27 protein-coding genes are annotated in these 26,162 nt (G+C 70.5%); 15 read left to right on the top strand and 12 right to left on the bottom strand.

Annotated features, from left to right (window positions below; genetic code table 11):
* Nucleotides 1–99: 99 nt before the first annotated feature.
* Nucleotides 100–960, bottom strand: coding sequence for a dihydropteroate synthase (gene folP, locus FGD71_RS43905; RefSeq protein WP_119106198.1), 861 nt, complete (start codon nt 958–960; stop codon nt 100–102).
* A gap of 164 nt (nt 961–1,124) precedes the next feature.
* Here folP and FGD71_RS43900 point away from each other — a divergent pair, with 164 nt between their 5' ends.
* Nucleotides 1,125–1,475 carry a DivIVA domain-containing protein gene (locus tag FGD71_RS43900; protein ID WP_119106197.1) on the top strand — a complete coding sequence of 117 codons (351 nt, stop codon included), beginning with the start codon at nt 1,125–1,127 and terminating at the stop codon, nt 1,473–1,475.
* Nucleotides 1,472–2,053, top strand: a complete 582-nt coding sequence (locus FGD71_RS43895; protein ID WP_119106196.1) for a DNA-3-methyladenine glycosylase I — start codon at nt 1,472–1,474, stop codon at nt 2,051–2,053. The genes FGD71_RS43900 and FGD71_RS43895 overlap by 4 nt, the downstream gene beginning before the upstream one ends.
* A gap of 15 nt (nt 2,054–2,068) precedes the next feature.
* Here the strand turns inward: FGD71_RS43895 and chcB are convergent, their stop codons facing one another.
* The gene (chcB, locus tag FGD71_RS43890) at nt 2,069–2,884 is read right to left on the bottom strand and encodes a 2-cyclohexenylcarbonyl CoA isomerase (protein WP_119106195.1); all 816 of its coding nucleotides are present in this window, start codon (nt 2,882–2,884) and stop codon (nt 2,069–2,071) included.
* Nucleotides 2,885–3,227: 343 nt separating this feature from the next.
* Between chcB and FGD71_RS43885 the strand changes: the two genes are divergently transcribed.
* Nucleotides 3,228–3,395 (top strand): DUF3117 domain-containing protein, encoded by a 168-nt coding sequence (locus FGD71_RS43885; RefSeq protein WP_003966491.1) that lies wholly within the window; start codon nt 3,228–3,230, stop codon nt 3,393–3,395.
* Nucleotides 3,396–3,556: 161 nt separating this feature from the next.
* Here FGD71_RS43885 and FGD71_RS43880 read toward each other — a convergent pair whose 3' ends face one another.
* A complete protein-coding gene (locus FGD71_RS43880) occupies nt 3,557–4,255 on the bottom strand; it encodes an O-methyltransferase (protein WP_119106194.1) in 699 nt (232 codons plus the stop codon).
* 214 nt (nt 4,256–4,469) lie between these two features.
* Here FGD71_RS43880 and sigE point away from each other — a divergent pair, with 214 nt between their 5' ends.
* From sigE to FGD71_RS43855, 5 genes are all read left to right on the top strand, one after another.
* Nucleotides 4,470–5,171 carry an RNA polymerase sigma factor SigE gene (gene sigE / locus FGD71_RS43875; protein ID WP_119106193.1) on the top strand — a complete coding sequence of 234 codons (702 nt, stop codon included), beginning with the start codon at nt 4,470–4,472 and terminating at the stop codon, nt 5,169–5,171.
* Entirely contained in the window at nt 5,168–6,097 is a 930-nt protein-coding gene (locus tag FGD71_RS43870) for an anti-sigma factor family protein (protein WP_119106192.1), read from the top strand. The genes sigE and FGD71_RS43870 overlap by 4 nt, the downstream gene beginning before the upstream one ends.
* Nucleotides 6,098–6,235: 138 nt before the next feature.
* Nucleotides 6,236–8,311, top strand: a complete 2,076-nt coding sequence (locus FGD71_RS43865) for a trypsin-like peptidase domain-containing protein (protein ID WP_119106191.1) — start codon at nt 6,236–6,238, stop codon at nt 8,309–8,311.
* Nucleotides 8,312–8,510: 199 nt separating this feature from the next.
* Entirely contained in the window at nt 8,511–8,954 is a 444-nt protein-coding gene (locus FGD71_RS43860) for a sec-independent translocase (RefSeq protein ID WP_119106190.1), read from the top strand.
* Nucleotides 8,955–9,152: 198 nt separating this feature from the next.
* Nucleotides 9,153–9,824, top strand: a complete 672-nt coding sequence (locus FGD71_RS43855) for a hypothetical protein (RefSeq protein ID WP_162931397.1) — start codon at nt 9,153–9,155, stop codon at nt 9,822–9,824.
* A 57-nt stretch (nt 9,825–9,881) separates the two neighbouring features.
* Here the strand turns inward: FGD71_RS43855 and FGD71_RS43850 are convergent, their stop codons facing one another.
* Genes FGD71_RS43850 through FGD71_RS43840 form a run of 3 tightly spaced genes read right to left on the bottom strand, consistent with a single transcriptional unit; the run spans nt 9,882 to nt 12,944 of the window.
* On the bottom strand, nt 9,882–11,015 hold the full coding sequence (locus FGD71_RS43850; protein WP_119106188.1) for an Mrp/NBP35 family ATP-binding protein: 1,134 nt from the start codon (nt 11,013–11,015) through the stop codon (nt 9,882–9,884).
* A 44-nt stretch (nt 11,016–11,059) separates the two neighbouring features.
* Nucleotides 11,060–11,638, bottom strand: a complete 579-nt coding sequence (locus FGD71_RS43845; RefSeq protein ID WP_119106187.1) for a DUF1003 domain-containing protein — start codon at nt 11,636–11,638, stop codon at nt 11,060–11,062.
* Nucleotides 11,628–12,944 (bottom strand): magnesium transporter MgtE N-terminal domain-containing protein, encoded by a 1,317-nt coding sequence (locus tag FGD71_RS43840; protein WP_119106186.1) that lies wholly within the window; start codon nt 12,942–12,944, stop codon nt 11,628–11,630. The genes FGD71_RS43845 and FGD71_RS43840 overlap by 11 nt, the downstream gene beginning before the upstream one ends.
* A 245-nt stretch (nt 12,945–13,189) precedes the next feature.
* On the opposite strand from FGD71_RS43840, the gene FGD71_RS43835 reads away from it, so the two are divergent.
* Nucleotides 13,190–13,948 (top strand): hypothetical protein, encoded by a 759-nt coding sequence (locus FGD71_RS43835; protein WP_119106201.1) that lies wholly within the window; start codon nt 13,190–13,192, stop codon nt 13,946–13,948.
* 39 nt (nt 13,949–13,987) lie between these two features.
* Here FGD71_RS43835 and FGD71_RS43830 read toward each other — a convergent pair whose 3' ends face one another.
* Both FGD71_RS43830 and FGD71_RS43825 read right to left on the bottom strand, forming a co-directional pair.
* Entirely contained in the window at nt 13,988–14,527 is a 540-nt protein-coding gene (locus FGD71_RS43830) for a hypothetical protein (RefSeq protein ID WP_119106185.1), read from the bottom strand.
* Between the two features lie 77 nt (nt 14,528–14,604).
* The gene (locus FGD71_RS43825; RefSeq protein WP_119106184.1) at nt 14,605–15,714 is read right to left on the bottom strand and encodes a magnesium and cobalt transport protein CorA; all 1,110 of its coding nucleotides are present in this window, start codon (nt 15,712–15,714) and stop codon (nt 14,605–14,607) included.
* 518 nt (nt 15,715–16,232) lie between these two features.
* Here FGD71_RS43825 and FGD71_RS43815 point away from each other — a divergent pair.
* The 4 genes from FGD71_RS43815 to FGD71_RS43800 all read left to right on the top strand — a co-directional run bounded on the left by FGD71_RS43815 (nt 16,233) and on the right by FGD71_RS43800 (nt 19,456).
* Nucleotides 16,233–16,817: a suppressor of fused domain protein gene (locus FGD71_RS43815; RefSeq protein ID WP_119106183.1), complete on the top strand. Its 585-nt coding sequence runs from the start codon at nt 16,233–16,235 to the stop codon at nt 16,815–16,817.
* Nucleotides 16,818–16,968: 151 nt separating this feature from the next.
* Nucleotides 16,969–17,610 carry a DUF6758 family protein gene (locus FGD71_RS43810; protein ID WP_119106182.1) on the top strand — a complete coding sequence of 214 codons (642 nt, stop codon included), beginning with the start codon at nt 16,969–16,971 and terminating at the stop codon, nt 17,608–17,610.
* A 162-nt stretch (nt 17,611–17,772) separates the two neighbouring features.
* Nucleotides 17,773–18,639 carry a PHP domain-containing protein gene (locus FGD71_RS43805; RefSeq protein WP_119106181.1) on the top strand — a complete coding sequence of 289 codons (867 nt, stop codon included), beginning with the start codon at nt 17,773–17,775 and terminating at the stop codon, nt 18,637–18,639.
* Nucleotides 18,640–18,850: 211 nt separating this feature from the next.
* Nucleotides 18,851–19,456: a MarC family protein gene (locus tag FGD71_RS43800; RefSeq protein WP_119106180.1), complete on the top strand. Its 606-nt coding sequence runs from the start codon at nt 18,851–18,853 to the stop codon at nt 19,454–19,456.
* A 109-nt stretch (nt 19,457–19,565) separates the two neighbouring features.
* On the opposite strand, the gene FGD71_RS43795 is transcribed toward FGD71_RS43800, so the two are convergent.
* Complete coding sequence (locus FGD71_RS43795) at nt 19,566–19,718, bottom strand: hypothetical protein (RefSeq protein ID WP_095852725.1); 153 nt, start codon at nt 19,716–19,718, stop codon at nt 19,566–19,568.
* A 233-nt stretch (nt 19,719–19,951) separates the two neighbouring features.
* Between FGD71_RS43795 and FGD71_RS43790 the strand changes: the two genes are divergently transcribed.
* A complete protein-coding gene (locus FGD71_RS43790; RefSeq protein ID WP_119106179.1) occupies nt 19,952–20,866 on the top strand; it encodes an NYN domain-containing protein in 915 nt (304 codons plus the stop codon).
* A gap of 71 nt (nt 20,867–20,937) precedes the next feature.
* Here FGD71_RS43790 and FGD71_RS43785 read toward each other — a convergent pair whose 3' ends face one another.
* Nucleotides 20,938–21,900: an alpha/beta fold hydrolase gene (locus FGD71_RS43785; RefSeq protein WP_119106178.1), complete on the bottom strand. Its 963-nt coding sequence runs from the start codon at nt 21,898–21,900 to the stop codon at nt 20,938–20,940.
* 242 nt (nt 21,901–22,142) lie between these two features.
* Complete coding sequence (locus tag FGD71_RS43780; RefSeq protein ID WP_240437061.1) at nt 22,143–24,440, bottom strand: DEAD/DEAH box helicase; 2,298 nt, start codon at nt 24,438–24,440, stop codon at nt 22,143–22,145.
* 468 nt (nt 24,441–24,908) lie between these two features.
* Here FGD71_RS43780 and FGD71_RS43775 point away from each other — a divergent pair, with 468 nt between their 5' ends.
* Nucleotides 24,909–25,676: a ferritin-like fold-containing protein gene (locus FGD71_RS43775; RefSeq protein WP_119106176.1), complete on the top strand. Its 768-nt coding sequence runs from the start codon at nt 24,909–24,911 to the stop codon at nt 25,674–25,676.
* Between the two features lie 175 nt (nt 25,677–25,851).
* Here FGD71_RS43775 and FGD71_RS43770 read toward each other — a convergent pair whose 3' ends face one another.
* A complete protein-coding gene (locus FGD71_RS43770; protein ID WP_119106175.1) occupies nt 25,852–26,145 on the bottom strand; it encodes a hypothetical protein in 294 nt (97 codons plus the stop codon).
* Between the last annotated feature and the right edge of the window lie 17 nt (nt 26,146–26,162).

The following is a 26,162-nucleotide window of genomic DNA, read 5'->3' as shown; positions in this document are numbered from 1 at the left end:
GTTTGAGGACGAGGCCGTTCAGGCCGATAGCGGGGGTCTGGGGGCGCAGCCCCCAGGATGAGGATGGGACGGGTAGGGGCGGCGGGGGCGATCAAACCGCTACACCAGCCCCCGCCGGGCGACCGCGGGCGGCCGATGGCCGGCGATGGACGCGACCATGTCCAGCACCTGCCGGGTCTCGGCCACCTCGTGCACCCGGTACACCTGCGCACCCAACCAAGCCGACACGGCCGTGGTCGCCAGCGTCCCGAGCACCCGCTCCTTCACCGGCTTGTCCAGCGTCTCCCCGACGAAGTCCTTGTTGGACAGGGACACCAGCACAGGCCACCCCGTCCCGACCATCTCGCCCAGCCGACGCGTGGCCTCCAGACTGTGCCGCGTGTTCTTGCCGAAGTCGTGCCCGGGATCGATGAGGACCGACTCACGGGGCACCCCGAGTGACACGGCCCGCGAGGCGAGCCCGAGCGTCACGCGCAGGATGTCGGCCATCACGTCGTCGTAAGCGACCCGATGCGGACGGGTGCGCGGCCGCGCACCCCCCGCATGCGTACACACCAGCCCGACCCCGTACCGCCCGGCGACCTCCGCGAGCCGCGGATCGACGCCGCCCCACGCGTCGTTGAGCAGATCCGCCCCCGCCTCGCAGACCGCCTCGCCGACCTCATGCCGCCAGGTGTCGACGCTGATGATCACGTCGGGGAAGCGACGCCGCACCTCGGCGACGAACCCCACCGTCCGCCGCGCCTCCTCCTCGGCCGTCACTTCCTCCCCGGGGCCGGCCTTGACCCCGCCGATGTCGATGACCGCCGCGCCCTCCGACACCGCCTGCTCCACGCGCGCGAGCGCGGGCTCGTCGCGGAACGTGGCCCCCTGGTCGTAGAAGGAGTCCGGGGTCCGGTTCACGATCGCCATGATCACCGGCTCGTGCGCGTCGAATTCGCGCCTGCCCAGCCTGAGCATCCCCTGTGGCCTCTCCGAGTAGTTCTCGCTGTTCGGCCGCCTGCGACCCTGACTGTCAGCGTCGCATGGCACGATCGGAGCCTGACACTTTCCGCGCCGACGCGTCCGCGTCGGCACCAATCGCTGTCGGCAGCAGCCGACAACAGAGCGTGGGGACCTCAGCGATGTTCATGTTCTTGTTCCTGGTTGTCGCCCTCGTCGTGGTGGTCGGCGCGGTGACCCTGACCGTGGTGGGCGGCGGGGAGAGCGGCGCCCTGCCCGAGGCCTCGCCCGAGCGCTTCCAGGATCCCCTGCCCGCCGACCGCCCGCTGCACCGCGCCGATGTGGAGATGCTCCGCTTCCCGGTGGCCGTCCGCGGCTACCGCATGGGGGATGTGGACGACGCCCTGGGCCGCCTCGGTGCCGAGCTCGCCGAGCGGGACGCCCGGATCGCCGACCTGGAGACCGCGCTGGCCGGAGCCAGGGCGCCGGGGTCCCACTCCCTGGAGAAGCCCACGGAGGACGACCAGCGGTGACCGACGCCCTGAAGGGACCCGACGGCGCCCTGCGCTGCCCTTGGGCCCTGTCGACCGAGGACTACGTGACGTACCACGACCAGGAGTGGGGCCGTCCGGTCCACGGTGACGACGCCCTGTACGAGCGGCTGTGCCTGGAGGCCTTCCAGTCCGGCCTGTCCTGGATCACGATCCTGCGCCGCCGTGAGGGCTTCCGCGCCGCCTTCGCCGATTTCAAGATCGCCGAAGTGGCGGCCTTCACGGACGAGGACAAGGAGCGGCTGCTCGCCGACCCGGGCATCATCCGCAACCGCGCGAAGATCGAGGCGACGCTCGCCAACGCGCGCGTGCTCGCCGACTGGTCCCCCGGGGAGCTGGACGAGCTGATCTGGTCGTACGCGCCGGATCGGGCGTCCCGACCGGTCCCGAAGACCCTCGCCGACGTCCCCGCGGTCACCGACGAGTCGACGGCCCTCGCCAAGACCCTCAAAAAGCGCGGTATCCGCTTCGTCGGCCCGACCACGGCGTACGCCCTGATGCAGGCATGCGGCCTGGTCGACGACCACTTGGCGGACTGCGTGGCCAGAAGCGCCCCGTAACTGCCCGGTGCTGCGTCACCGCCCCAGATACTTCGGCTTCTCCTTGTTGACGAAAGCCTGCACAGCGATCGTGTGATCCTCGGAAGACCCCGCCCGCGCCTGCAACTCGTCCTCCTTCTCCAGCGTCTCGTCCAGGGAGTGGGAGAGCGCGTAGGCAAGGGACTCCTTGAGCGCGGCATACGCCAGGGTCGGCCCCTCGGCCAGCGTGCGGGCCAGCTTCAGGGCCTCGGCCGCCAGGTCGGCGGAGGGGACGACGCGGTTGGCGATACCGAGGTCGTGCGCCTCCTGGGCAGTGATGCTGCGCGGGAAGAGCAGCAGGTCGGCGGCCCGGCCGGGACCGACGACGCGCGGCAGCGTCCAGGAGATGCCGGAGTCGGCGGTCAGCGCCACCCCCGCGAACGAGGTGTTGAAGGAGGCAGTGTCCGCGACGATCCGGTAGTCCGCGGCGAGAGCGAAGCCGAAGCCGGCTCCGGCCGCCACACCGTTGACCGCCGCCACGACCGGCTTCGCCGCCCCGGTCAGGGCCCGCAAGATCGGGTTGTAGTGCTCCCGCACCGTGCTCATGACCCCGCCCTGGTCCTGGGCGCCGCCCGATTCACGCGCCGCGAGCAGCCCGCCGATGTGCTCCTTGAGGTCCTGGCCCACGCAGAAGGCCCGGTCACCGGCAGCGGTGAGCAGCACCGCCCGTACGGAGTCGTCCGCCGCTGCCGCCTGCGCCGCGTCCCGGAAGGCGACCTTGGTCTCGGTGTTCAGCGCGTTCATCGCCTCGGGGCGGTTCAGCGTGATCGTCGCGAGTCCGTCGCTCACCTCGTAGAGCACGGTGTCGGCCATGGTGGATCCCCTCCGTTGTCGCGGCTCGGTCATCGTCTGAGGACAGCATGGCGGAGATCATGAAGGACGGCAGGGTGCGGACATGTGACCTGCGTCAAAGAATTCCCGCGCCCGAAAGTCGATGCGGTGGCGCAGTATCGCAGTCACATCGGCGAATTGAGTGGTTTTGCTCAAGCGCGTTGCGCAAGCGATGCCGACTGATGTTGGTCATCGGGTCCTGAGATGCGGGATAATGGCCTGGAAGCAATGTGTTCGATGCCGGTGACGCGCGTCCGACAAGAGGACGCGTGCCCATCAAGGGGCCGTCGGCGAGGATGAGCTGGTTTCAGGAAGGGGAACGAGCATGGCGGCCATGAAGCCGCGGACGGGCGATGGCCCGCTCGAGGTGACCAAGGAGGGGCGGGGCATCGTCATGCGCGTTCCGCTCGAAGGCGGCGGTCGGCTCGTCGTCGAGCTGACCCCTGACGAGGCCGACGCGCTCGGCGACGCCCTCAAGAAGGTCGTCGGCTGAGCGGAAGCGACATACCTTTTAGCTGCCCCGGCACCGCGGTTTGCGGTGCCGGGGCAGTTTTTTTCGGCTCGGCTCGTTTTTGGGGCGGAAACTTGGCTCGTCGCGTACCTGTCAACCGCTTTTCGGCTCACTCGCCGGGCCCGGGCAACTCGATGCCTCAATCAGCGTTTGACCGCGCAGAGCAGGCCGTCGCCCACCGGCAGCAGCGAGGGCACCAGCTCCTGGTTCTCGCGGACCGCGCGCAGCAGCTCGCGCTGGCGCAGTACCTCCGTGGGCTGAGGGCCCGAGTCCACGGTCCGGCCGTTCGAGAAGACGCCCTCGAAACAGACGAGGCCGCCCGGACGCAGCAGGCGCAACGATTCAGCGAGATAGTCCAGATATTCCAGACGGTCCCCGTCGCAGAAGACGAGGTCGTATCCGGAGTCCGCGAGCCGGGGCAGGACGTCCAGGGCGCGCCCCGGAATGAAGCGGGCGCGATTGCTGGCGAAGCCGGCGGTCCGAAAGGCCTGCCGGGCGAACTGCTGGCGCTCCGGCTCCGTATCCACGGTGGTCAGTACGCCGTCGGGCCGCATACCGTGCAGCAGATGAATTCCGGAGACTCCGGTTCCGGTCCCGATCTCCGCCACCGCCTTGGCGCCCACGGTGGCGGCGAGCAACCGCAGCGCGGCGCCCGTGCCGGGCGACACCGAGCGCAGGCCGACCTCCTGGGCCCGGTCCCGGGCCCAGTGCAGCGCGTCGTCCTCGGCGACAAAGGCGTCGGCGAACGCCCAGCTCGTCTGCCGGTTGCCGGTAATGGCCCTCTCCTGTCCCCGTGGTTGCCTGGGCGTGACTGTATCCGTTGGCGTCGGGAACCCGCAGATGGGACCGGTCGTTTAGAGGGGTGGGGAACGACGCGGGGGGAAAGAGATGGATCAGGACGCCGAGCAAGTGCTGACGCAGCCCCAAAAGCGCGCATCAAATTCTCGTAAAACCGCTTATCCGGAGCTAACGGGCGAGGTGGCTATGGTAGGGGCTCCACTGGACACCACCAGAGCCGACAGGGGAGGTGCGGCTGCGCCTGTGGATCGAGGAGGGGTGCTGAGGCGCCTGCTCAGATCGGCGGGTGAGCCGAAATCCGTGAACAACATCGCTGACCGTTCCCGCACCGCTGACTCCGCTCAGACCGCGACCTTCACGTCCGAAGCGGACTCGCAGGCGTGGACTCCGCCCACCTGGGAGGAGATCGTCAGCATGCACAGCGGCCGGGTCTACCGGCTCGCCTACCGCCTGACCGGCAACCAGCACGACGCCGAGGACCTGACCCAGGAAGTCTTCGTCCGGGTCTTCCGCTCCCTGTCGACGTACACGCCGGGCACCTTCGAGGGCTGGCTGCACCGCATCACCACGAACCTCTTCCTGGACATGGTGCGCCGCAAGCAGCGCATCCGCTTCGACGCGCTCGGCGACGACGCGGCCGAGCGGCTGCCCAGCCGCGAGCCATCCCCACAGCAGGTCTTCAACGACACCCACTTCGACGCCGATGTCCAGCAGGCGCTCGACACGCTCGCGCCGGAGTTCCGCGCCGCGGTCGTCCTCTGCGACATCGAGGGGCTTTCGTACGAGGAGATCGCCGCGACCCTGGGCGTCAAGCTCGGCACGGTCCGCAGCCGGATCCACCGCGGCCGTTCGCAGCTGCGCAAGGCCCTCGCCCACCGGTCGCCCGAGGCCCGCGCCGAGCGGCGCGGCTTCGCGATCACCGGAGTGCCCGCACTGGGAGGAGGGGGCGCGACCGCGTGAGTGGATCACGTCCTACGCCTGCAGAGCAGCACCTGGGAGACCGACTCTCCGCCCTGGTGGACGGAGAGCTCGGTCATGAGGCGCGCGAGCGCGTCCTGGCCCACCTCGCCACCTGTGCGAAGTGCAAGGCCGAGGCCGACGAGCAGCGACGCCTGAAGAACGTGTTCGCGGAGGCGGCCCCACCGCCTCCCTCAGAGAGTTTCCTGGCCCGCCTTCAGGGGCTGCCCGGGGGAAGTGACGGGGACGGGGGCGGCTCTCGGCTGGGCGGAGGAGGTTTCGGATCGTCCGGCCTCTTCGGAGTGAAGCCGGAACCGTTCGAGTACGTGCCGTCGGGACCCCACGCCTCCATGCTGCCGTCGGAGCAGCACGGATTCCGTATCCATGACATCAGCAGACGTGACGCCGACCGGTCGGCCTCACGTGGGCTGCGCTTCGCGTTCGTCGCGGCCGGGGCGGTGTCGCTCGCCGCCATCGCGCTCGGCGGTGTGACGACCGGCGTGCCCGCTGACACCACGGACGCGCGGGGCGGCCCCTCGGGCTCGGGCAGCAACGTGACGCCGATGCGCACACAGGGCACGGCCGGTGCGATGGCCCCCGAGTCGCAGCGCCGCCGTGGCACGGGGCCGCTCCTCGCGCAGGGACAGCGCTCCTTCAGCGCGGACCTGGGCACGCCGACCGAGGCGGCCGCGCCGCTGATGCCCGGCGCACCCCAGCCGGTCGATCAGGGCATGGAATCCCTGCCGGAGCTCACCACACCCGTGGTGGCCGGCGCCGCCGCGATGTCCCCGCTCATACGGCCGCTCAGCACGCCCCCGCCGGTCACGCTGACCTCATGGTCGACGGCGTCGGAGTTCGCGACGTCCGGGCTGCCGGCCGTGCCGATGCCCGACTCGTCGGCCTCAGCTGCGCCTCCCCCCTCGCGCTGACCCCGTCGTCTGCGCGGCGGCCCGTGAACCTGGTTGAATCCAGGGATGGGCCGCGCCAGCCGGAGGGAACCGGGGCGCGGAGTCGACAATCCGCGGCGACCGGCGACGGGTCTGCCGCGGGCCAGGTGTGGGGAGAGCATGGACGAGGGGAAGCCCGCGAAGCCGAAGTGGTGGAGCCGGCCCAGGGCACATTCCGCTGCCGCGGTGGAGCGGGATGAGGTCGGCCCCGCCGGGGACGAGACGGCGCCGGTCGACGGCGCCCCGGCCCCTGCTCCGGCCGGGTACGCGGCGGATGCCGCGGGCGGGCTTCGCGGGAGCGACACCGACGGGGACTTCGAGCTGGAGCGGCCCGCGGGGGCCGCGCCTGTCCGGGCCGGATCCGACGGTGGTGCGCACGGTTCGGTGTCAGGGGGTTCGGTGTCGGGCGGTTCCGTTTCGGACGAGGTGCGCGGTGGCGCGAGCCCGTCCAGTGATCCTGGCTCACGTGAGCCCGCGTCCGGTGAGCGGCCCAAGCCCCTGCACGACCCCGACCCCTACAGCACGCCGCCGTACGGTGAGCCCGGTCCCTGGGCGCCCGCGCCGCCGGTGCAGCATCCGGGGGCAACTCCCGCACACGGTACGGCCGTTGCGCCGGGGACACCGGCGCACGGTACCGCCATACCCGGGGCGAGCGCTGATCGCGGTGTGTCTGGGCAGGCGGCAACTCCGCCGCCGAACAGCCCGGTCGGGGTCGCGGCCCCGATCCATGGAAACCCCGGCCCCGCCCAGGGCACCTCCAGCCCCGCCCAGGGCGCCCCCAGCCCCGCCTACGGCACGCACATACCCTCGCCCACCGCCCCGGTCCCCCCGCCGGCGCAGGGGCTGCACGGTCCTCATACCGGCCCTCATGCGAGCCATCAGCACAGCCACGCACAAGATCCCCAGACCCAGGGCCCGCGGATCCCTGGCCCGCAGGCCCATGGCCCGCAGCCTCAAGGTCCTCAGCCCCAAGGTCCGCAGCCCCAAGGCTCTCAGCCCCAAGGCCCCTGGCAGCACTACGACCCCTGGGCCGCCGCTCCCCTCCAGCAGAACGGGGCAGCGGTCGAAAGCACGGGCGGGCGGCGTAGGCGGGCCAAGCGGATGCTGGTCCTCGGGGCCGTACTCATCGCGTTGGTGTCCGGAGGCGTGGGAGGCGCCGTAGGGGCGTATCTGGAGCGGAACGGCGGGATCGACGACGTCGAGCTGCCGCAGGCCGGGGCGGAGGCCGAGGGGCGCGCGCCGGACAGTGTGGCGGGGATCGCGGCCAGCGCGCTGCCCAGCGTGGTGACCCTGCATGTGCGCGGGTCGGAGGCGCAGGGCACCGGCACCGGGTTCGTGCTCGACGAACGGGGACACATCCTCACCAACCACCACGTGGTGGAGCCCGCCGGATCGAACGGCGAGATCTCCGTGACCTTCAGCGGCGGCGAGACCGCCAAGGGCAAGGTCGTCGGGAGCGACATCGGCTACGACCTCGCCGTGGTGAAGGTGACCGGCGTCAGCGGCCTCAAGCCCCTGCCGCTGGGCAACTCCGACAACGTCCAGGTCGGCGACCCCGTCGTGGCCATCGGCGCCCCCTTCGACCTCGAGAACACCGTGACCTCCGGGATCATCAGCGCCAAGGAGCGGCCCATCACCGCGGGCGGGGAGTCGGGCGGCGGCAGCGATGTCTCGTACGTCGACGCGCTGCAGACGGACGCCCCGATAAACCCGGGCAACTCGGGCGGGCCCCTCGTCGACTCCAAGGCCCGTGTCATCGGCATCAACAGCGCCATCCGCTCCGCCGACAGCGGCTCCGACCTGGAAAGCAGCCAGGCGGGTTCGATCGGCCTGGGCTTCGCCATCCCCATCAACCAGGGCAAGCGCGTGGCCGAGGAGCTGATCAACACCGGTAAGGCCACCCATCCGGTGATCGGCGTCACGCTCGACATGGACTACGCGGGTGACGGCGCCCGCGTCGGCGACAAGGGCAAGGACGGCGGCCCGGCAGTCACTCGGGGCGGCCCGGGCGACCAGGCCGGCCTCAAGGCGGGAGACGTCGTCACCGAGGTCGACGGCCAGCGCGTCCACTCCGGTGAGGAGCTCATCGTCAAGACCCGCGCCCACCGTCCCGGCGACCGCCTGGAGCTGACGCTGGAGCGCGACGGCAAGGAGCGGAAGGTCACCCTCGTCCTCGGCTCCGCCGACGGCAGCTGACAGGGCGATTGACAGAAACTTCACAGGGAGCGGGTCGAAGTACCGCCCGACAAGGCAAACATCCCGGAAAACCCGGCGTGTACACGCGGCCGGAGGTCCCGGGACAGTACCGGACAGACAGGAACGGCGGGTACCGTGGACCCGGCCCGGACCACGGACAAACCCGCCGCGGGCCGAGGACATCGCGAGGAGCTGCAAGGTGTTCAATGACATAGGACCGCTTGAGCTGGTGACGCTCGTTGTCCTTGCCGTGCTCGTCTTCGGCCCGGAGAAGCTCCCGAAGATGATCCAGGACGTTTCGCGGACCATTCGCAAGATCCGTGACTTCTCGGAGAGCGCCAAAGAGGACATCCGCCAGGAACTCGGTCCGGAGTTCAAGGACTTCGAGTTCGAGGACCTGAACCCCAAGACGTTCATCCGCAAGCAGCTGGACAACGAGGACCTGGGGCTCAAGGAGATCCGCAACGGCTTCGACCTGAAGAAGGAGATGGCCGAGGTCACGGACGCGGTGCACAGCCGCGAGTCCGACGGGTCGTCATCCTCGTCCTCCTCCTCGTCGGGCTCGGGCACCGTCGACATGACGAAGAAGCGCGAGAAGCTCGAATCGGCCGAGCGTCCCCCGTTCGACGCGGACGCCACCTGAGGCGCAAGCCTTGCGCCGCCTGGGTTTCCGCCTGCTCACGGCGGTCCGAATCTGACGCGTACACGCCCCACGAGCCGACCGGTTTCGCGGCCTGCTCCTAAGCTGTGGCTATCCTGCCTAGTTGTTGTGCGGACCGGAAGGACGCCCGAGGGGGGCGGGCCGCTTCGGTCCGACGAGAGCAAGGAGGCGTCCGGGCAGATGGAGACGACAAGTCGGGTAGGCGCGGAGGCGTCGGACGCGGAGGGCGGACAACAGGCCCCCTCCGACCGGCGTACGGTCGACGGCTACCTACTGGCGCCCTTCCCGTGGTACGGCCTCGACGAGGCCTTCACGGGGCCGCGCTGGCTGATGCAGGTCGGCACCGCGGCTGACGGTGCCGTCGAGCACGGCTCGATCGGGCACGGCGACGAGCCGTCCATACGCAGTGAGGGGACGGCAGGGTCGGCGAAGGACGCCAAGGAGCGTTTCGCGGTGGTGGTCACCGTCGCGGCCAACCCCGTGCGGCGCAGCGCCGACGGCACGGGGCTCCTGGAGGCCACGTCGGTCTCGTCCGCGGCCTGGCTCGCGGGTGTGGGCCTGCTGTCCGTCACGTGGCCCGGCCAGATGGACCACACGCTGCGGGACGACTGGGTGGATCAGCAGACCGAGACGGCGTGGGTCCTCGCGGACGACCTCACCGGCCCCGACTGGTCGACGCTGTCCCTCCCCGTGGACGGGGTGCCCAGCACCTTCCACTACCGCGAGTCCGAGTTCGGCTGGGTTCTCGCGGGCTCCACCCAGCAGGGCGTTCACCTGGGCGCGTACGGGCGGGGGATGAGCGCGTACGGGCTTGGCTTCGCCTTGATCAAGGACATCGGAGCGTACGCCTAGCCGGCGAGGTTACGGGGAAGGGGGCGCCGTCTTTGGACGGCGCCCCCTTTCGAAGCCCTAGAACTTGTTCCTCGGGGTGATCCCCAGGGACATGCCCGAGAGGCCGCGCTGGCGGCCGCCCAGTTTGCCTGCGATGGCTCGGAGGGCCGCACCCGCCGGGGAGTCGGGGTCGGTGAGGACGACCGGCTTGCCCTCGTCGCCGCCCTCGCGCAGGCGGACGTCGATCGGGATGGCGCCGAGGACCGGCACCGTGGCGCCCGTCGTGCGCGTGAGGCCGTCGGCGACGCTCTGGCCGCCGCCCGTCCCGAACACGTCGACCATCTCGTCGCAGTGCGGGCAGGGGAGGCCGGACATGTTCTCCACGACGCCGACGATCTTCTGGTGGGTCTGGACGGCGATGGCGCCCGCCCGCTCCGCGACCTCCGCGGCAGCCTGCTGAGGGGTCGTCACCACCAGGATCTCCGCGTTCGGGACCAGCTGCGCGACCGAGATGGCGATATCGCCCGTGCCCGGGGGCAGGTCGAGCAGCAGGACGTCCAGGTCGCCCCAGTAGACATCCGCGAGGAACTGCTGGAGTGCGCGGTGGAGCATCGGGCCACGCCAGACCACCGGCGCGTTGCCCGGGGTGAACATGCCGATCGAGATGACCTTCACGCCGTGCGCGGACGGCGGCATGATCATGTTCTCGACCTGCGTCGGACGACCGTCGGCGCCCAGCATGCGCGGCACGGAGTGGCCGTAGATGTCCGCGTCGACCACACCCACCTTCAGACCGTCCGCCGCCATCGCCGCCGCGAGGTTGACCGTCACGGACGACTTGCCGACGCCCCCCTTGCCGGAGGCGACCGCGTAGACGCGGGTGAGTGAGCCCGGCTTGGCGAACGGAACCTCACGCTCGGCCTGGCCGCCGCGCAGGGCGGCCGTCAGCTCACGGCGTTGCTCGTCGCTCATCACGTCCAGCGTGACGTCGACCCGCGTGACACCGTCGACCGCCGAGACCGCCTTCGTCACGTTCTCCGTGATGGTCTCGCGCATCGGGCAGCCGGAGACGGTCAGATAGACGGTGACCGCGACCGCACCGTCCGCACCGATCTCCACCGATTTGACCATCCCCAGCTCGGTGATGGGTCGCTGGATCTCGGGGTCGTTCACCGTCGCCAGTGCTTCACGCACCGCGTCTTCCGTAGCCATACGGACGATGGTACGGCGCTTTCACCCACCCCCGGAAAGCCCTGTCAGTGGTCGCCTACATCACGTCCGCGCGGATGTTCCGCCGGGAATACGACACGTCCCTCCGGCGGCCGCTCCTCCAGCCCCCTGACCAGGTCCTCGAGCTCGGAGCGGATCCAGTCGCGGGTGGCGACCTCACCGAGGCCGGTGCGCAGCGCGGCGATCTCGCGGGTCAGATATTCGGTGTCCGCGATCGACCGCTCGTTCTGCTTGCGGTCCTGTTCGAGGTTCACCCGGTCGCGGTCGGCCTGCCGGTTCTGCGCAAGCAGGATCAGCGGGGCGGCGTACGAGGCCTGGAGCGAGAGCATCAGGGTCAGGAAGATGAACGGGAACTCGTCGAAACGCAGGTCGCTGGGCGCCGTGACGTTCCACAGCACCCACAGGATGATGACGACCGTCATCCAGACGAGGAACCGCCCGGTGCCGATGAGCCGTGCGATCCGCTCCGACAGCCGTCCGAAGGCCTCCGGGTCCCACTCGGGCACGAACCGGCGGCGCGGCGGCAGCGGCTGGTCGAGCCGGATGCGCGGCCGCGCGGCCGCGCCCACGGGGACCCGCTGGTGGGCCTCGCGCTCAGGAGCCATGGGCGGCCCCCTCGGCTCTCCCGGTCCCCTCGGTCCCCTCGGCCGTCTCCTCGTCGAGGTGGAACTCCGTCTCGCGCCAGTCGTCGGGCAGCATGTGGTCGAGTACGTCGTCCACGGTGACCGCCCCGAGCAGCGAGCCGCTCTCGTCGACGACGGGCGCCGCCACCATGTCGTACGTCGCGAAGAAGCCGACCACCACGGGTAGCGCGGCCTCCGGGGCCAGCGGCTGGAGATCGTCGTCGAGGAGCGAGCCGACGAGCGTGTACGGCGGGTCGCGCAGGAGCCGCTGGAAGTGGACCGTGCCGAGGTACTTGCCGGTCGGCGTCTCGTCGGGCGGGCGGCACACGTACACCTGGGCGGCGAGGGCGGGGGAGAGGTCGGCGTTGCGGATCCGGGCCAGCGCGTCGGCGACCGTCGCGTCCGGCCGCAGCACGATCGGCTCGGTCGTCATCAGACCGCCGGCCGTCCTCTCCTCGTACGCCATCAGCCGCCGCACGTCCGCCGCCTCGTCCGGGCGCATCAGCTGCAGCAGCCGCTCCTTGTCGGCCTCCGGCAGCTCGGCCAGCAGGTCGGCGGCGTCGTCGGGGTCCATCGCCTCCAGGACGTCCGCGGCGCGCTCCTCCTTCAGCTTGCCGAGGATCTCGATCTGGTCGTCCTCGGGCAGTTCTTCGAGGACGTCGGCGAGGCGGTCGTCGTCGAGTGCGGCGGCCACCTCCGAGCGCCGCTTGGGCGAGAGGTGGTGCAGCACGTTCGCGAGGTCGGCCGGGCGCAGCTGCTCGAAAGTGGCGAGCAGGTTCTCCGCGCCCTGCCCTTGTTCGTCGAGCGAGAAGCCGGTCACGGCGGACCACTCCACGGTCAGCGTCTCGCCCCTGCTGCGCCGGAAGGCCCCGCTCCTTCCCTTCCGTACGAAGACCCGGTCGATCCCCCAGTCCCGGCGGGCCGGCAGCTGCTGGATCGACACATCGAGGACCGTGACCTCCTCCTCGCTCTCCACGAGCCGTACGCGCCGGTCCAGCAGCTCGCCGAGCACGAGCCGTTCGGTGGGCCGCTGCTCGAAGCGCCGCATGTTCAGGACGCCCGTCGTGATGACCTGGCCCGACTCGATGCCGGTCACACGGGTCATCGGCAGGAAGATGCGGCGGCGCGTGGACAGCTCGACGACCAGACCGAGCAGGCGGGGCGGGCGGTTGCCGACGCGCAGCATGGCGACCAGATCGCGTACGCGGCCCACCTGCTCGCCGTTCGGGTCGAAGACGGCGGTGCCGGAGAGGTGCGAGACGAAGATCCGGGGGGCGCCTGCGGCCATGCTCGCGCCTCCTTTTCGTACTGCGGGTGCGCACTGCTTCGTACGGCGTCGGGGGTACTGCTTCGCTCGGCGAGTACGTACTGCCTGGATATCCCAATTGTCCGCTCGGATGGGCTTCAGGCTAGCCCGTCCCGGTCGGATACGCCCTGGTGAGCGGTCCGGAAGGACTGGCTCCGACGGGCGTGGGCGGCACCGGTACGCTGCGGTACACCGCTGAGGACCCCGTACGAGAGGCGGCCCCACCTGTGACTGCGATTCCCTCTGGTCGTACCCCTAGGGCGGCGCTGCTGAGCGCGATGTGTGCCCTGATCGTGACGGGTACAGGACTGACGGGCTGCGGTGGCGAGGACCCGAATGCGGGCACGAACGGCGTCGGCAAGCTTCCCGCCGACGAGATCCAGGCCAGGACGGCCAAGGCTGCCGGGGCCGCGGACGCGGTCCGTCTCTCCGGCTCGGTGGTGAGCAACGGGCGTACGTACAAGCTCGACATGCGGCTGAAGTCCAACGGAGGCACCGGTTCGGTCACCTCCAAGAACATGGACTTCAGGCTGCTGCGGGTCGGCGAGCATCTGTTCCTGAAGGCCGACAAGGCGTTCTGGGACCACGAGGAGGGCAAGGGCGGCGCCGGCCACGGGGACACGGAGGCCGCCGACAAGCTCGGCGGCATGTACGTCAAGGTCCCGAAGGGCGACCCCGCCTACCAGCGCTTCAGCGGCTTCACGGACAAGAACGTACTCCTCGAGGGCCTCCTGACCCTCCACGGCACCCTTGCCACGGACGGCCACCACGAGCAGTCCGGCATCCGTACGATCCGCATCACCGGCGACAAGGGCTCCGGCGGCACACTCGACGTCTCTCTGGAGGGCAGGCCCTACCCGCTCCGACTGGCCCGGGCCGGCGGCGCCGGCACGCTCCGCCTGACCGAGTGGGGCAAGGACTTCACCCTGGAGGAGCCGGAGAAGGACGAGGTAGTGGACTACGGGAAGCAACTGCCGACGTCGTAGTCCTCCGGCGTCCTGGTCCTACCGGACAGGTCTCAGGTCCTAGCGGCGCTTGCGGCGGAACAGCAGCCGGTGAAGCCCCGCGGGGATGGGGTGCCGCGTCGTCGCGGGCGTCGGCAGCGGCGGGGCCGCGAGCGAGCCGTCGGGCAGCTCGGCCCGGTCCCCCGTCGGTTCCAGGCGGAGCACCCGGCACTCCCGCGCCCACCGCTCGGGCATGGCCTCGCCGTCGGGCGCGTTCAGGCGCTTCCCCTTCAGCTCGGCGACCGTGGCGTCCCACTCGGGGGAGCCGGGGGCCAGTTCCGTGACCTTCGCCGACCAGGAGACGAGGCGCCCGCCCTTGTCCTTGCTGCGTACGGTGACGACCGCCTCGCCGCCGTCGACCAGCCCGGGCAGCGGCTGCTCGCCGGGCCCGTCGCCGACCAGGCACACCGCCCCGTCGTGCCACACGTGCCACAGGGCACGCGTCGGCACACCGCGCTCCTCGGCGTGGGGCGCCGGTGCACCGTTGCCCCGCACCCAGATGAGCCCGGACTTCTTGGTGGCCTCCTCGACGAGAGCCTGTTCGAGCAGCTGATCGGTCATGGGGCCAGCCTAGGGCCTGTCCGGCGGATCATGGACGGGTCCGCCGGACCAGGCCATGGGCGGGGCTCCGAAGCGCCTCAGAGCCAGCCGTTGCGCTTCAGAGTGCGGTGGATCGCGAAGCAGATGCCGACCGTGACACCGAGCACCATCGGGTACCCGAACTTCCAGTGCGTCTCGGGCATGTAGTCGAAGTTCATGCCGTACACGCCACAGACCATGGTCGGTACGGCGATGATCGCCGCCCAGGACGTGATCTTGCGCATGTCCTCGTTCTGCGCGACCGAGGCCTGAGCGAGGTTGGCCTGGAGGATCGAGTTGAGGAGCTCGTCGAAGCCGACGACCTGCTCCTGGACGCGGGCGAGGTGGTCGGCGACGTCCCGGAAGTACTTCTGGATGTCGGGGTCCACCAGCCGCATCGGCCGCTCGCTCAGCAACTGCATGGGCCGCAGCAGCGGCGACACCGCCCGCTTGAACTCCAGTACCTCACGCTTGAGCTGGTAGATCTGCGCCGAGTCGACTCCGCGCGAGGTTCCGCCCTTGCGCCCCGGCGAGAACACGGCGGTCTCGACCTCGTCGATGTCGTCCTGCACGGCGTCCGCGACCGCGACGTACCCGTCGACGACATGGTCGGCGATGGCGTGCAGTACCGCCGAGGGCCCTTTGGTGAGCAGTTCGGGGTCGTCCTGCAGCCGGTGCCGCAGCGCGCGCAGCGAGCCCTGCCCGCCGTGCCGCACGGTGACGAAGAAGTCCCGGCCGGTGAAGCACATCACCTCGCCGGTCTCCACGATCTCGCTGGATTCCGTCACTTCGTCGTGCTCGACGTAGTGGATGGTCTTGAAGACCGTGAAGATCGTGTCGTCGTAGCGCTCCAGCTTGGGCCGCTGGTGGGCGTGGACCGCGTCCTCGACGGCGAGCGGGTGCAGCCCGAACTCGCTGGCGATGACGGCGAATTCGGCCTCGGTGGGCTCGTGCAGCCCGATCCAGGCGAAGCCGCCGTCGCGGCGCACCTGGAGCATCGCCTCATGGGGCGTGAGGGTGCCGGAGAACGCGACGCGGGCGCCGTCGCGGTAGACGGCGCAGTCGACGACGGCCGAGTTCGTCCCGGCGTCGCGGGTGCTGTCGTACGTGCTGCCGTCCTTGCGCAGCGAGGGGCGGACCGCGGCGCGCAGGTCACGGATCATCGACATGGCAGGCTCCTTCGCGAACGAGAGCCGCCGACGACGGTTGAAACTACCCGGAATGGGGACGTCCTGACTGGGGATGTTTGGCACGTCCACAAAGCGGGGAGCACCGCACCGTCGCGGTGGCAGCTTCGCTACTGATACAGATCAGACAGATCAGGCAAAAACGAAGTGCTCTTCCGTCGTGCACCAGACCGGCATGACGCGAGTGCAAGGGGCGGCAGCCAGTAGAGCTCGAATTCGAGGACTCAGAGGACACAACAGCCGGAAGAGCGGGCGGTACTGCACGGTCGACTTCGATCCATGGAGCCCCACCTCCTCCGGCCGGTCCCCCGTAGGGGAAGGTCCACCCCCCGTAGGGGATTCTCACGCGTCGGTCAGGACTGAGAGCGACGCTTCTGCGTGCTGCCCCGACCAGCGGCCAAGACTATCAGCCGACTGGCGTGTCAAGTCGACGCTTTGCCGTTTTGCCGACCTGAGGCCTGGGCAGAAGCACCGGAAAAGACGCAGCTTATGCTCGCCGTATGGCTGATGTTCTTCCTTTGGTGGAAGCCCGGTTGCGTACCGCGCTGGGCGAACCGGACGCGCGCGCCGCGGTCACCTTCCTCGGCACGGAGCGCATCGAGGTACTCCGCTTCACCGATGGTGACATCGTCCGCTACGCCACACTCGGCATGTCCGCCCAGCCGATGACGGACCCCACGTCGGCCGTCGCCGACTCGCTCAAGGGTCCGCGCGCCGAGCTGATCCTCTCCGTGCGCGCAGGTGTCGCCGATACCGACAAGGTGCTCCGCCCGCTCGCCGTACTGGCCGCTTCTCCGCAGGTCGAGGGTCTGGTGGTGGCCTCCGGCGCCTCGCTCGACGTCGGTGAACCCCTGTGGCCCGGCGCCCCGTTCACCTCTGTGCTGGTCGCCGAGCCGGGCGGCCTGGTCGAGGACCTGGACCTCGACGAGCCCCTCGATCCCGTACGTTTCCTGCCGCTGCTCCCGATGACGCCGAACGAGGCGGCGTGGAAGCGGGTGCACGGCGCGCAGGCTCTGAGGGAGCGCTGGCTCACGGGCGGAACGGACCTGCGCGACCCCTCGCGCAAGTCCGTGGCCCTGGACTGACCTCAGCGGCCGGTCAGTTGGGAATGTCACATTCAAATAAGCTAGAAGAACTAATTAGTGTAAATCACATCTAAATTCACCTGGTCATCGGGCTCGCCGGACGGGTGATCGTCCTTGACGCGGCGACAGCCGGGGAGGACCGTTGGGGCCTATGAGGGGCGAACCCAGTTGCCCGAAGTGTGGTGGCCGGGTCAGGGCTCCCGGACTCTTCTCCGACTCCTGGCAGTGCGATGTGCACGGGGCCGTGTATCCGCTGCAGCCCGTGATCCCGCCCAGCGTCGAGGCCCTCAGCGTCGTGGTGCACCGCGCCCACGTACCGGTGTGGATGCCGTGGCCGTTGCCGGTCGGCTGGCTGTTCACGGGTGCGTCCTTCGCGGGTGACGACCGGAGCGGCGGGCGCGCCACCGCCGTGGCCTGTTCGGGGCCCGGCCCGCTCGGCGGCGTGGGCGAACTGGTGCTCATCGCCGAGGAGCTCGGCGTCGGCATGGGCGCGCGGTACGCCGGCATCGACGGCCCCGACCCGGGCCCGTACATGAGCGTCGAGAAACCAGCTCAGGCGAAGGTCCTCGCGGCAGGCCGTCCTACACCGCTCTGGCATGTCTCCGGTACCCCCGACGATCGCGCCGTCTTCGCCGGCGAAGCGCGCGGGCTGTGGCTGTGGGCGGTCGTATGGCCCGAGCAGTCGGGCCTGCTGATGTACGACGAGTTGGTACTGACGGACCTCCGGGACGCGGGCGCGGAGGTGGACCTGCTGCCGTGCGGGGCGTTGTCCCCGCGGATTCTGGAGCCGTAGGTCGTCCGTCCGGTCCAGCCGTCCCCAGGCTCCGGGGCCGGGTCTGGAGCCTGGAGCCTGGGGTGCTGGCGCGCGGGTGCGGGTGCGGCCTCCGGACGTGTATGGGCCTCCCGTTACCCTTTGGGTGTCCCCTTCCGACTGGCCGAGCCTGGAGTCCGCGCAGTGCGCATCGATCTGCACACCCACTCCACCGCTTCCGACGGTACGGACACCCCGGCCGAACTCGTGCGCAACGCCGCCGCGGCCGGTCTGGACGTCGTCGCGCTGACCGACCACGACACCACGCGCGGTTACGCCGAGGCCATCGCGGCGGTCCCCGAAGGCCTCACCCTCGTCACCGGGGCCGAACTCTCCTGCCGCCTCGACGGCGTGGGCCTGCACATGCTGGCGTACCTCTTCGATCCCGAGGAGCCCGAGCTGCTGCGCGAGCGCGAGCTGGTGCGCGACGACCGGGTGCCGCGGGCTCATGCGATGATCCGCAAGCTCCAGGAGCTGGGCGTGCCGGTGACCTGGGAGCAGGTGGCGCGGATCGCGGGCGGCGGGTCCGTCGGGCGGCCGCACATCGCGACCGCGCTGGTGGAGCTGGGCGTCGTGCCCAGCGTCTCCGACGCCTTCACGCCCGAGTGGCTCGCCGACGGCGGGCGGGCGTACGTCGAGAAGCACGAGTCCGACCCCTTCGAGGTGATCCGGCTGGTCAAGGCCGCGGGCGGCGTCGCTGTGTTCGCGCACCCCGCCGCGGCCAAGCGGGGGCAGGTCGTGCCGGAGTCCGCGATCGCCGAACTCGCGGCGGCCGGGCTCGACGGGATCGAGGTCGACCACATGGACCACGAGCCGGCGACCCGGGCCAGGTTGCGGGGCCTCGCCGCCGAGTTGGGGCTGCTGACGACCGGGTCCAGCGACTACCACGGCAGCCGCAAGACGTGTGTGCTAGGGGAGTTCACGACGGATCCCGAGATCTACGGGGAGATCACGAGGCGGGCCACGGGGGCGTTTCCGGTGCCGGGCGCGGGCGGAACCGTGGGCGTCTGACGCTGCACTTCACCGGCGCGGGTCGGGGGGCGACGGGCGAGGGGGACGACGGGGGCCGCACCGAGAACGACTTCGCCGCCGGCCCTCGATGCGCGGCTCCGTTCGTACGCCCGGTACAGCACCCTTCGCGCGCCACGTAGTCCCGTCGCTCGCGTGCCCCGTGCCGCCCCTTTTCTGCTTCACTCCACTTCTCACCACCGCAAGGCTCACCGTGTTCGACCTCGCCGTCTTCGGCTCGCTCTTCCTCACCCTCTTCGTCATCATGGATCCCCCCGGAATCACCCCGATCTTCCTCGCTCTGACGGCCGGCCGGCCCGCGAAGGTGCAGAAACGGATGGCGTTCCAGGCCGTCTGCGTGGCCGGCGGAGTGATAGCCGTGTTCGGGCTGCTCGGACACCAGATCCTGGCCTACCTGCACGTGTCCGTGCCCGCGTTGATGATCGCGGGCGGCCTGCTGCTCCTGCTGATCGCCCTCGACCTGCTCACCGGCAAGACGGACGAGCCCCAGCAGACGAAGGACGTCAACGTCGCCCTCGTGCCGCTGGGCATGCCGCTGCTCGCCGGACCGGGCGCGATCGTGTCCGTCATCCTCGCGGTGCAGAAGGCCGACAGTCTCGCGGCGAACGTGTCGGTGTGGACGGCGATCCTCGCCATCCATGTCGTGCTGTGGCTGGTGATGCGGTACTCGCTGCTGATCATCCGCGTCATCAAGGACGGCGGGGTCGTCCTGGTGACCCGGCTCGCCGGCATGATGCTCTCCGCGATCGCCGTGCAGCAGATCATCAACGGGGTCACGCAGGTGGTACAGGGGGCCTGAACGCACACCCCGGGTGCGCGCGGGCATGCAGAACCCCGTACGGCATTCGGCCGTACGGGGTTCTGAAGTGTTGGCGGGTTGTCCGCGTGTGCCGACGGGTGTCCGCAGGTTACGAGGCCGAGGATTCGGCCGGGCGGATCCAGAGGCGCTGCCCGATGGCGGCGGCCTGCTGCACAATCCGGTTGACGGAGGCGGCGTCTACGACGGTCGTGTCCACGGGCGTGCCGTCGACGTCATCGAGGCGCATGATTTCGAAGCGCAAGGGCTTCTCCCTTCGTCTGGTCATCCTCCTGAAGGAGAACTACTGGTGAGTGGTGCTCTGCGTGTCAGTGGTGCAAGGGGCATGAGTGCCCCCTGTTCCTGCTGTCACTCCATACAACGGGCTGCGTGTTACAGACATTCCCTACGCTAAAGAAATTTTTCGAACGCCTAATTACTTTCGAGTAGTGGACCGGTTGTGTTCACGCAGTGACGTCCTGCGACAATGAGGCGTATATGAACGACGACTTCGTGAGAGCTGACGACCCAGCCACCCTCGGCGCGCGCATCGAACGCACGAACGAGCTGCTCCAGCGCATGCTCGCCGAGGTGGCGAAGACGCCGTCCACTCATGCGATCTTCGTCGACGCCGGTTATCTGTACGCGGCCGCAGGACGGCTCGTCACCGGCACCGAGGACCGCCGGGCCTTCGACCTGGACGCCGAGGGCCTCATCGAAGCGCTCATCGACAAGGCGCGCACGATCTTCGCGGACAGCAGGCTGCTGCGCGTCTACTGGTACGACGGGGCGAGGCGCCGGATCCACACGGCCGAGCAGCAGTCCATCGCCGAACTGCCCGACGTCAAGGTCCGGCTGGGCAACCTCAACGCCAACAACCAGCAGAAGGGCGTCGACTCCCTGATCCGCTCGGACTTGGAGTCACTGGCCCGACACCGCGCCATCAGCGACGCGGCGCTCATCGGGGGCGACGAGGATCTGGTCTCCGCGGTCGAGGCGGCGCAGGGGTACGGGGCACGTGTCCACCTCTGGGGCATCGAGGCACCGGAGGCGCGCAACCAGGCGGAGCCGCTGCTCTGGGAGGTTGACAGCCAGCGGACCTTCGACCTCGAGTTCTTCAAGCCGTACGTCACCCGGCGGACCGCCGCCTCGTACGACGCGTCGGCTGTGGCGCGCCCCGCGCGGGAGGATGTGCGGTTCGTGGGGGCGCAGATCGCCGCGAAGTGGCTGGGGGCGCGGGGGCGGGGGGCTCTGGTGGAGCTGCTGCCCGGGCACCCGTATCTGCCCGGGCCGGTCGACCAGGATCTGCTGGTGGAGGCCGAGGGGATGCTGCAGTACTCGCTGCGCGGCCAGTCGGATCTGCGGCGAGCGCTGCGGGACGGGTTCTGGGAGCACTTGCAGGCGCAGTACTAGGTCCGTCCCAGGGCCGTCCCAGGGCCGTCTCAGGGCCGTCCTAGGCTTTAGGTCACTGATCGGTTTTCAGGTCACTGATCCAGCTGGTGCCAGAAGGCGGCCAGGGCCGCGGCCGTCTCCAGGGGGCAGTCCGTGTTGGGGGAGTGCTCGGCTCCCCGTACGACCGTGCGGTGTGCTGTGAGGCGTACGGCCATCTCGTCCAGGAGCGCGGGCGACCAGGTGTCGTCGCGTTCGCCCGACAGGACGTGCACGGGGAGCGGTACGGCGGCCAGCTCGGCGACGCGGTCGGGTTCCGTGCACAACTGCCGGCCCGTGGCGGTGAGTTGAGCGGGGCTGTTCAGGAGCCAGCGCTTCCTGAGGGTTTCGAGGTCGTCGAGCCCCGCGTCCAGGTCCTTCTGGCCGGCCGCGTCCTCCGGGGGCTCCAGCGCCTGGATCGCGTCCCACACCTGCGCCATGTTCATCACCGCCAGGCCGTCCCGCAGCAGCTTGACGCGCTGCTGCTGTGAGGGGGAGATCTCGGCCGGTCCGGAGGACATGAGCGTGAGCGAGCGGAACCGGGTGTGGTCCAGCAGCACGGCGGCCCTGGCGACGAGGCCGCCGAGCGAGTGGCCCACGAGGTGGACGCGATTCTGCGTGGCGTCGGCCCCCGAGTCGGTGCTCGTGCCGCCCGTTGCGTTGGTCGACGCGTTGGTCGTCGCGTTGGTCGTCGCCCCGGTCAGTGCGTCGACCTGGGCGATGACGTCCCGCGCCAACTCGTCCAGCGCGTACGGGGTTTCGTCGTCCTTCGGGCCTGGAGTCTCGTACTGCCCCCGTCCGTCCACGGCGACGGTCCGGTATCCGGCCGCCGCCAGCGGTTCGTGCAAGGCGATGAAGTCCTCCTTGCTGCCGGTGTAGCCGGGCAGCAGCAGCACGGTTCCCTTTGCCGCCGTGCCGGGCGCCACGGGGGCGTCGATCACGGCGAACTCACCGCGCGCGGTACCGAGCCGGTACGCGCGAGCGCCGGACGGCGGGACGAAGGTGGCGGGCCTGCTCATGGAGAGGAGGCTATCGGGGAACGCCGGGGGTGGATGCTGGGCGGGGGGTCCCTTCGCCGGCCGTTGCCTTTTCGGTGTCCCAGTCGCCCTGGCGCGGTTGGTGCGCCGTCATACGGCGGCCCGCTGTGCCCGCTGTGCCCGTTGTTCCCAGTGCCCCCGCTGTGCCCGTGTTCCCCTGCCCCCGCTGTGGGAACGCCGACGGCCCGGCCCCCAGGTGCTGGGGCCGGGCCGTCGGATGGGACTCAGCTCTCCGGAGCCTCGGTGGCTGCCACCGTCTTCCGCGTGCGGCGGCGCGGCTTGGCCTCCGCCGCGTCGGCGGCAACGGGTGCTGCCGCTGCGGTCGCCGCCTTGCGGGTGCGGCGCGGCTTGGCCGGAGCCGGAGCCTCGTCGGTGACGGTGGCCTCGGTCGCCTGGGCCGGGATGCCCGCCTCCGCCGTCTTGCGCGTACGGCGGCGGGGCTTCACCTCGGTCGCCTCCGCCGTGTCCACGGCGGCCTTGGCTGCGGACGTGCTCTTCCGCGCGCGACGCGGCTTGGGTTCCGTCACCACCGCGACCGCTGTGCCTTCGCCCTCGGTCGTGCCTTCAGCCGTGTCCAACGCGCTCTCCGCCGCCTTGCGCGTACGGCGACGCGGCTTGGCCTCGGGCGCCTCGGGCTCCGCGGCCGCCTGGGCCGGGATACCCGTCTCGGCGACTTCCACGACTTCGGCGGCCTTGGCCGTGGCCTTGCGGGTGCGGCGCGGCTTGGGCTCCGTCACCTCGGCCGGCGTCCCGTCCGCCGTGTCCACGGCCGTCTCGGCGGCCTTGGCCGTGGTCTTGCGGGTGCGGCGGCGGGGCTTTGCCTCGGTCGCTTCCGCGGTGTCCAGGGCGGCTTCGGCCGTGGCCTTGCGGGTGCGACGCGGCTTGGGCTCCGTCACCTCGGTCGGCGCTGTGGCCTCGGGCGTCTCCTCGACGACAGTGGTCGCTGTCTGTGCGGCCTCCGTCGTCTTGCGGGTACGGCGCCGGCGCGGCTTCTCGGCCGCGTCCGTCGGCTCGGTGGCCTCCGGCAGCGTCCCCTCGGCTGTGGCGACGGCGGTCTCGGCCGCTTCCGGGGTTGCCCCGGCGCGCGTCCGGCGACGGCGCCGCGGGGTGCGCGGCTCGGTGGCCGGCGTCTCCGTGGCGGTCGTCTCCGTGGTGGTCGGCCCTGTGCTGGTCGGCTCCGTGGCGTCGATCGGTGCGCCGTTGCGCATGCGACGGCGACGACGAGGCGTACGCGCCGGGCGGTCGCGGTCACGCTCACGCTCGCGATCGCGATCGCGCTCCCGGTCCGGGGCCGAGGAACGGCCGCCGCGGCCGCGCGGTCCGCGCCCGCCCGTCTCACCGAGGTCCTCGACCTCCTCGGCGGCGAGCCCGGCACGGGTGCGCTCGGCACGGGGCAGAACACCCTTCGTGCCGGCGGGGATGCTGAGCTCCTCGAAGAGGTGCGGCGAGGTGGAGTACGTCTCCGGCGGGTCGTTGAAGCCGAGGTTCAGCGCCTTGTTGATGAGCTGCCAGCGAGGGATGTCGTCCCAGTCGACGAGCGTGATCGCGATGCCCTTGGCGCCCGCGCGGCCCGTACGGCCGATGCGGTGCAGGTACGTTTTCTCGTCCTCGGGCGACTGGTAGTTGATGACGTGGGTCACGCCCTCGACATCGATGCCGCGCGCGGCGACGTCGGTGCAGACGAGCACGTCCACCTTGCCGTTGCGGAACGCTCGCAGCGCCTGCTCTCGCGCGCCCTGGCCGAGGTCGCCGTGGACCGCGCCGGAGGCGAACCCGCGCTGCTGCAACTGGTCGGCGAGGTCCGCGGCCGTCCGCTTCGTACGGCAGAAGACCATCGCGAGCCCGCGGCCGTCAGCCTGCAATATGCGCGCGACCATCTCGGGCTTGTCCATGTTGTGCGCGCGGTAGATGAACTGCGCGGTGTTGGCCACCGTCGCGCCCTCGTCGTCCGGCGCCGTGGCGCGGATGTGCGTGGGCTGCGACATGTAGCGGCGCGCGAGACCGATGACCGCGCCCGGCATGGTCGCCGAGAACAGCATCGTCTGGCGGCGGGCCGGCAGCATGTTGATGATCTTCTCGACATCGGGCAGGAAGCCCAGGTCGAGCATCTCGTCGGCCTCGTCGAGGACGAGCGCGCGGACGTGCTTCAGGTTCAGCTTCTTCTGGCCCGCGAGGTCCAGCAGCCGGCCCGGGGTGCCGACGACGACGTCGATGCCCTTCTTGAGGGCCTCGACCTGCGGTTCGTACGCACGGCCGCCGTAGATGGCCAGCACGCGTACGTTGCGGACCTTGCCGGCGGTGAGCAGGTCGTTCGTCACCTGCGTGCACAGCTCGCGTGTGGGAACCACGACGAGTGCCTGCGGTGCGTCGGTGAGCTGCTCGGGCTGGGCGCGGCCCGCCTCGACGTCGGCGGGGACGGTGACGCGCTCGAGGAGCGGGAGGCCGAAGCCCAGGGTCTTACCAGTGCCGGTCTTGGCCTGGCCGATGACGTCGCTGCCCGAGAGGGCGACGGGGAGCGTCATCTCCTGGATGGGGAAGGGATTGATGATGCCGACGGCTTCAAGGGCCTCGGCTGTCTCGGAAAGGATCCCGAGCTCTCGGAAAGTTGTAGTCAGGGTGCTGCCTCTTCTGTGTACGCGGTGCGAGGCGAGCGCGGGGGTCGTTGAACCGTGCCGGGGACGTCGGCCGCTTGACGGGCGGGCCTCGGTGGCACGGGACCACTGCCAACGCTCGAGCGCTCTTACCGCTGAGGGTCCCTCCGGATGCCGTACGCACTGTGCCGTACGGGCGAGGAGAGCTGTCTGGTCGGAGCCGATCGGGCCACCGACCGGGCATCCTCATTCATATGGCCCGTCGAGATACGTAGATCAACTCAGCGGGCGCATTACCACCATACCCCGGAATCGCGCATATGCGATGGCCGATTTGGTCACGTAGTCGTTGTCACACTGATTGACCAGGCCCTTACGCGCTGCTGCGAGCGGGCTATTGTGCGCTGCATGACGACGCCCGACAACGCCCCCGGCACCGCTGACACCGCCGCCGACACCTCCGCCGAACACACCGGAGTCTCCGCCCAGGACTGGGCGAAGGCCTCCGTCGACCCTCAGTACCGCGCCGCGGTCGTCGACCTGCTCGGAGCGCTCGCGTACGGGGAGTTGGCGGCGTTCGAGCGGCTCGCGGAAGACGCCAAGCTGGCGCCGACGCTCGCCGACAAGGCGGAGCTCGCGAAGATGGCGTCGGCGGAGTTCCACCACTTCGAGCAGTTGAGGGACCGGCTCGCCGCGATCGGGGCGGAGCCGACGGAGGCGATGGAGCCGTTCGTCGCGGCGCTCGACGGCTTCCACCGGCAGACGGCGCCGTCGGACTGGCTCGAGGGACTCGTCAAGGCGTACGTCGGCGACTCGATCGCCAGTGACTTCTACCGTGAGGTCGCGGCGAGGCTCGACTCCGACACCCGCGCGCTGGTGCTCGCCGTCCTCGACGACACGGGGCACGCGAGCTTCGCCGTCGAGAAGGTGCGCGCCGCGATCGACGCGGACCCGCGCGTGGGCGGGCGGCTCGCGCTGTGGGCGCGGCGGCTGATGGGCGAGGCCCTGTCGCAGTCCCAGCGCGTCGTCGCCGACCGCGACGCCCTGTCCACGATGCTCGTCGGCGGCGTCGCGGACGGCTTCGACCTCGCGGAGGTCGGCCGAATGTTCTCGCGTATCACCGAGGCCCACACGAAGCGGATGGCTGCGCTGGGCCTGGCGGCCTAGCTTGACTCACCGGAGTCGGGCTCGGACTCCGAGTCTGAGGCCGACTCCGACTCCGACTCCGAGTCCGAGCCTGAGTCGTTCTGGCGTTGTGACTCGGCATCGTCCGGGGTCTCGGGTCCGGCGTCGCTTCGCTCGCCTTCTCCGTGTCGGCGATGCCCTGGCGCCGGGCTGCGGCCTATGACCCCGCGGCCGTCGGATGGGCGTTCCGCGGGCGCGGGTGGCGGAGTCTTCCCGCGGGGCGCAGGAGCAGCGAGAGGGACGCCGTGGCGATGGCCAGGGCGCCGAGAACGATCAGGGCGGAGCTGCCGGTGCCCAGCGCGCTGTGAGTGAGGAAGGCACCGAAGAGGGCTCCGGCGGCGCCCGTCGACAGGACCAGGCGGCGGTCGGGCAGTCGGTGCGGCAGACGATGGGCCGCGATCCACGCCAGTGCCAGGCCTAGCATCACGGAGACGAGCGCTTCCAAGAACATGGTGAAGTCCCTCCCGC

Origin of the sequence: Streptomyces sporangiiformans (assembly GCF_005768555.2) — a bacterium.
GTDB lineage: Bacteria > Actinomycetota > Actinomycetes > Streptomycetales > Streptomycetaceae > Streptomyces > Streptomyces sporangiiformans.
Note: the sequence above shows the minus strand (reverse complement) of the source record. Positions and strands in the feature narration are given on the sequence as shown.

Excerpts from the sequence above, each read along its gene's own strand:
- FGD71_RS43855 (WP_162931397.1), top strand. The coding sequence starts at position 9,153 with ATGGAGACGACAAGTCGGGTAGGCGCGGAGGCGTCGGACGCGGAGGGC.
- FGD71_RS43865 (WP_119106191.1), top strand. The coding sequence starts at position 6,236 with ATGGACGAGGGGAAGCCCGCGAAGCCGAAGTGGTGGAGCCGGCCCAGG.
- chcB (WP_119106195.1), bottom strand. The coding sequence starts at position 2,884 with ATGGCCGACACCGTGCTCTACGAGGTGAGCGACGGACTCGCGACGATC.
- FGD71_RS43830 (WP_119106185.1), bottom strand. The coding sequence starts at position 14,527 with ATGACCGATCAGCTGCTCGAACAGGCTCTCGTCGAGGAGGCCACCAAG.
- FGD71_RS43825 (WP_119106184.1), bottom strand. The coding sequence starts at position 15,714 with ATGTCGATGATCCGTGACCTGCGCGCCGCGGTCCGCCCCTCGCTGCGC.
- FGD71_RS43815 (WP_119106183.1), top strand. The coding sequence starts at position 16,233 with ATGGCTGATGTTCTTCCTTTGGTGGAAGCCCGGTTGCGTACCGCGCTG.
- FGD71_RS43850 (WP_119106188.1), bottom strand. The coding sequence starts at position 11,015 with ATGGCTACGGAAGACGCGGTGCGTGAAGCACTGGCGACGGTGAACGAC.
- FGD71_RS43810 (WP_119106182.1), top strand. The coding sequence starts at position 16,969 with ATGAGGGGCGAACCCAGTTGCCCGAAGTGTGGTGGCCGGGTCAGGGCT.
- FGD71_RS43885 (WP_003966491.1), top strand. The coding sequence starts at position 3,228 with ATGGCGGCCATGAAGCCGCGGACGGGCGATGGCCCGCTCGAGGTGACC.
- FGD71_RS43790 (WP_119106179.1), top strand. The coding sequence starts at position 19,952 with ATGAACGACGACTTCGTGAGAGCTGACGACCCAGCCACCCTCGGCGCG.
- FGD71_RS43900 (WP_119106197.1), top strand. The coding sequence starts at position 1,125 with ATGTTCATGTTCTTGTTCCTGGTTGTCGCCCTCGTCGTGGTGGTCGGC.
- FGD71_RS43845 (WP_119106187.1), bottom strand. The coding sequence starts at position 11,638 with ATGGCTCCTGAGCGCGAGGCCCACCAGCGGGTCCCCGTGGGCGCGGCC.
- FGD71_RS43780 (WP_240437061.1), bottom strand. The coding sequence starts at position 24,440 with ATGACGCTCCCCGTCGCCCTCTCGGGCAGCGACGTCATCGGCCAGGCC.
- FGD71_RS43770 (WP_119106175.1), bottom strand. The coding sequence starts at position 26,145 with ATGTTCTTGGAAGCGCTCGTCTCCGTGATGCTAGGCCTGGCACTGGCG.
- folP (WP_119106198.1), bottom strand. The coding sequence starts at position 960 with ATGCTCAGGCTGGGCAGGCGCGAATTCGACGCGCACGAGCCGGTGATC.
- FGD71_RS43840 (WP_119106186.1), bottom strand. The coding sequence starts at position 12,944 with ATGGCCGCAGGCGCCCCCCGGATCTTCGTCTCGCACCTCTCCGGCACC.
- FGD71_RS43785 (WP_119106178.1), bottom strand. The coding sequence starts at position 21,900 with ATGAGCAGGCCCGCCACCTTCGTCCCGCCGTCCGGCGCTCGCGCGTAC.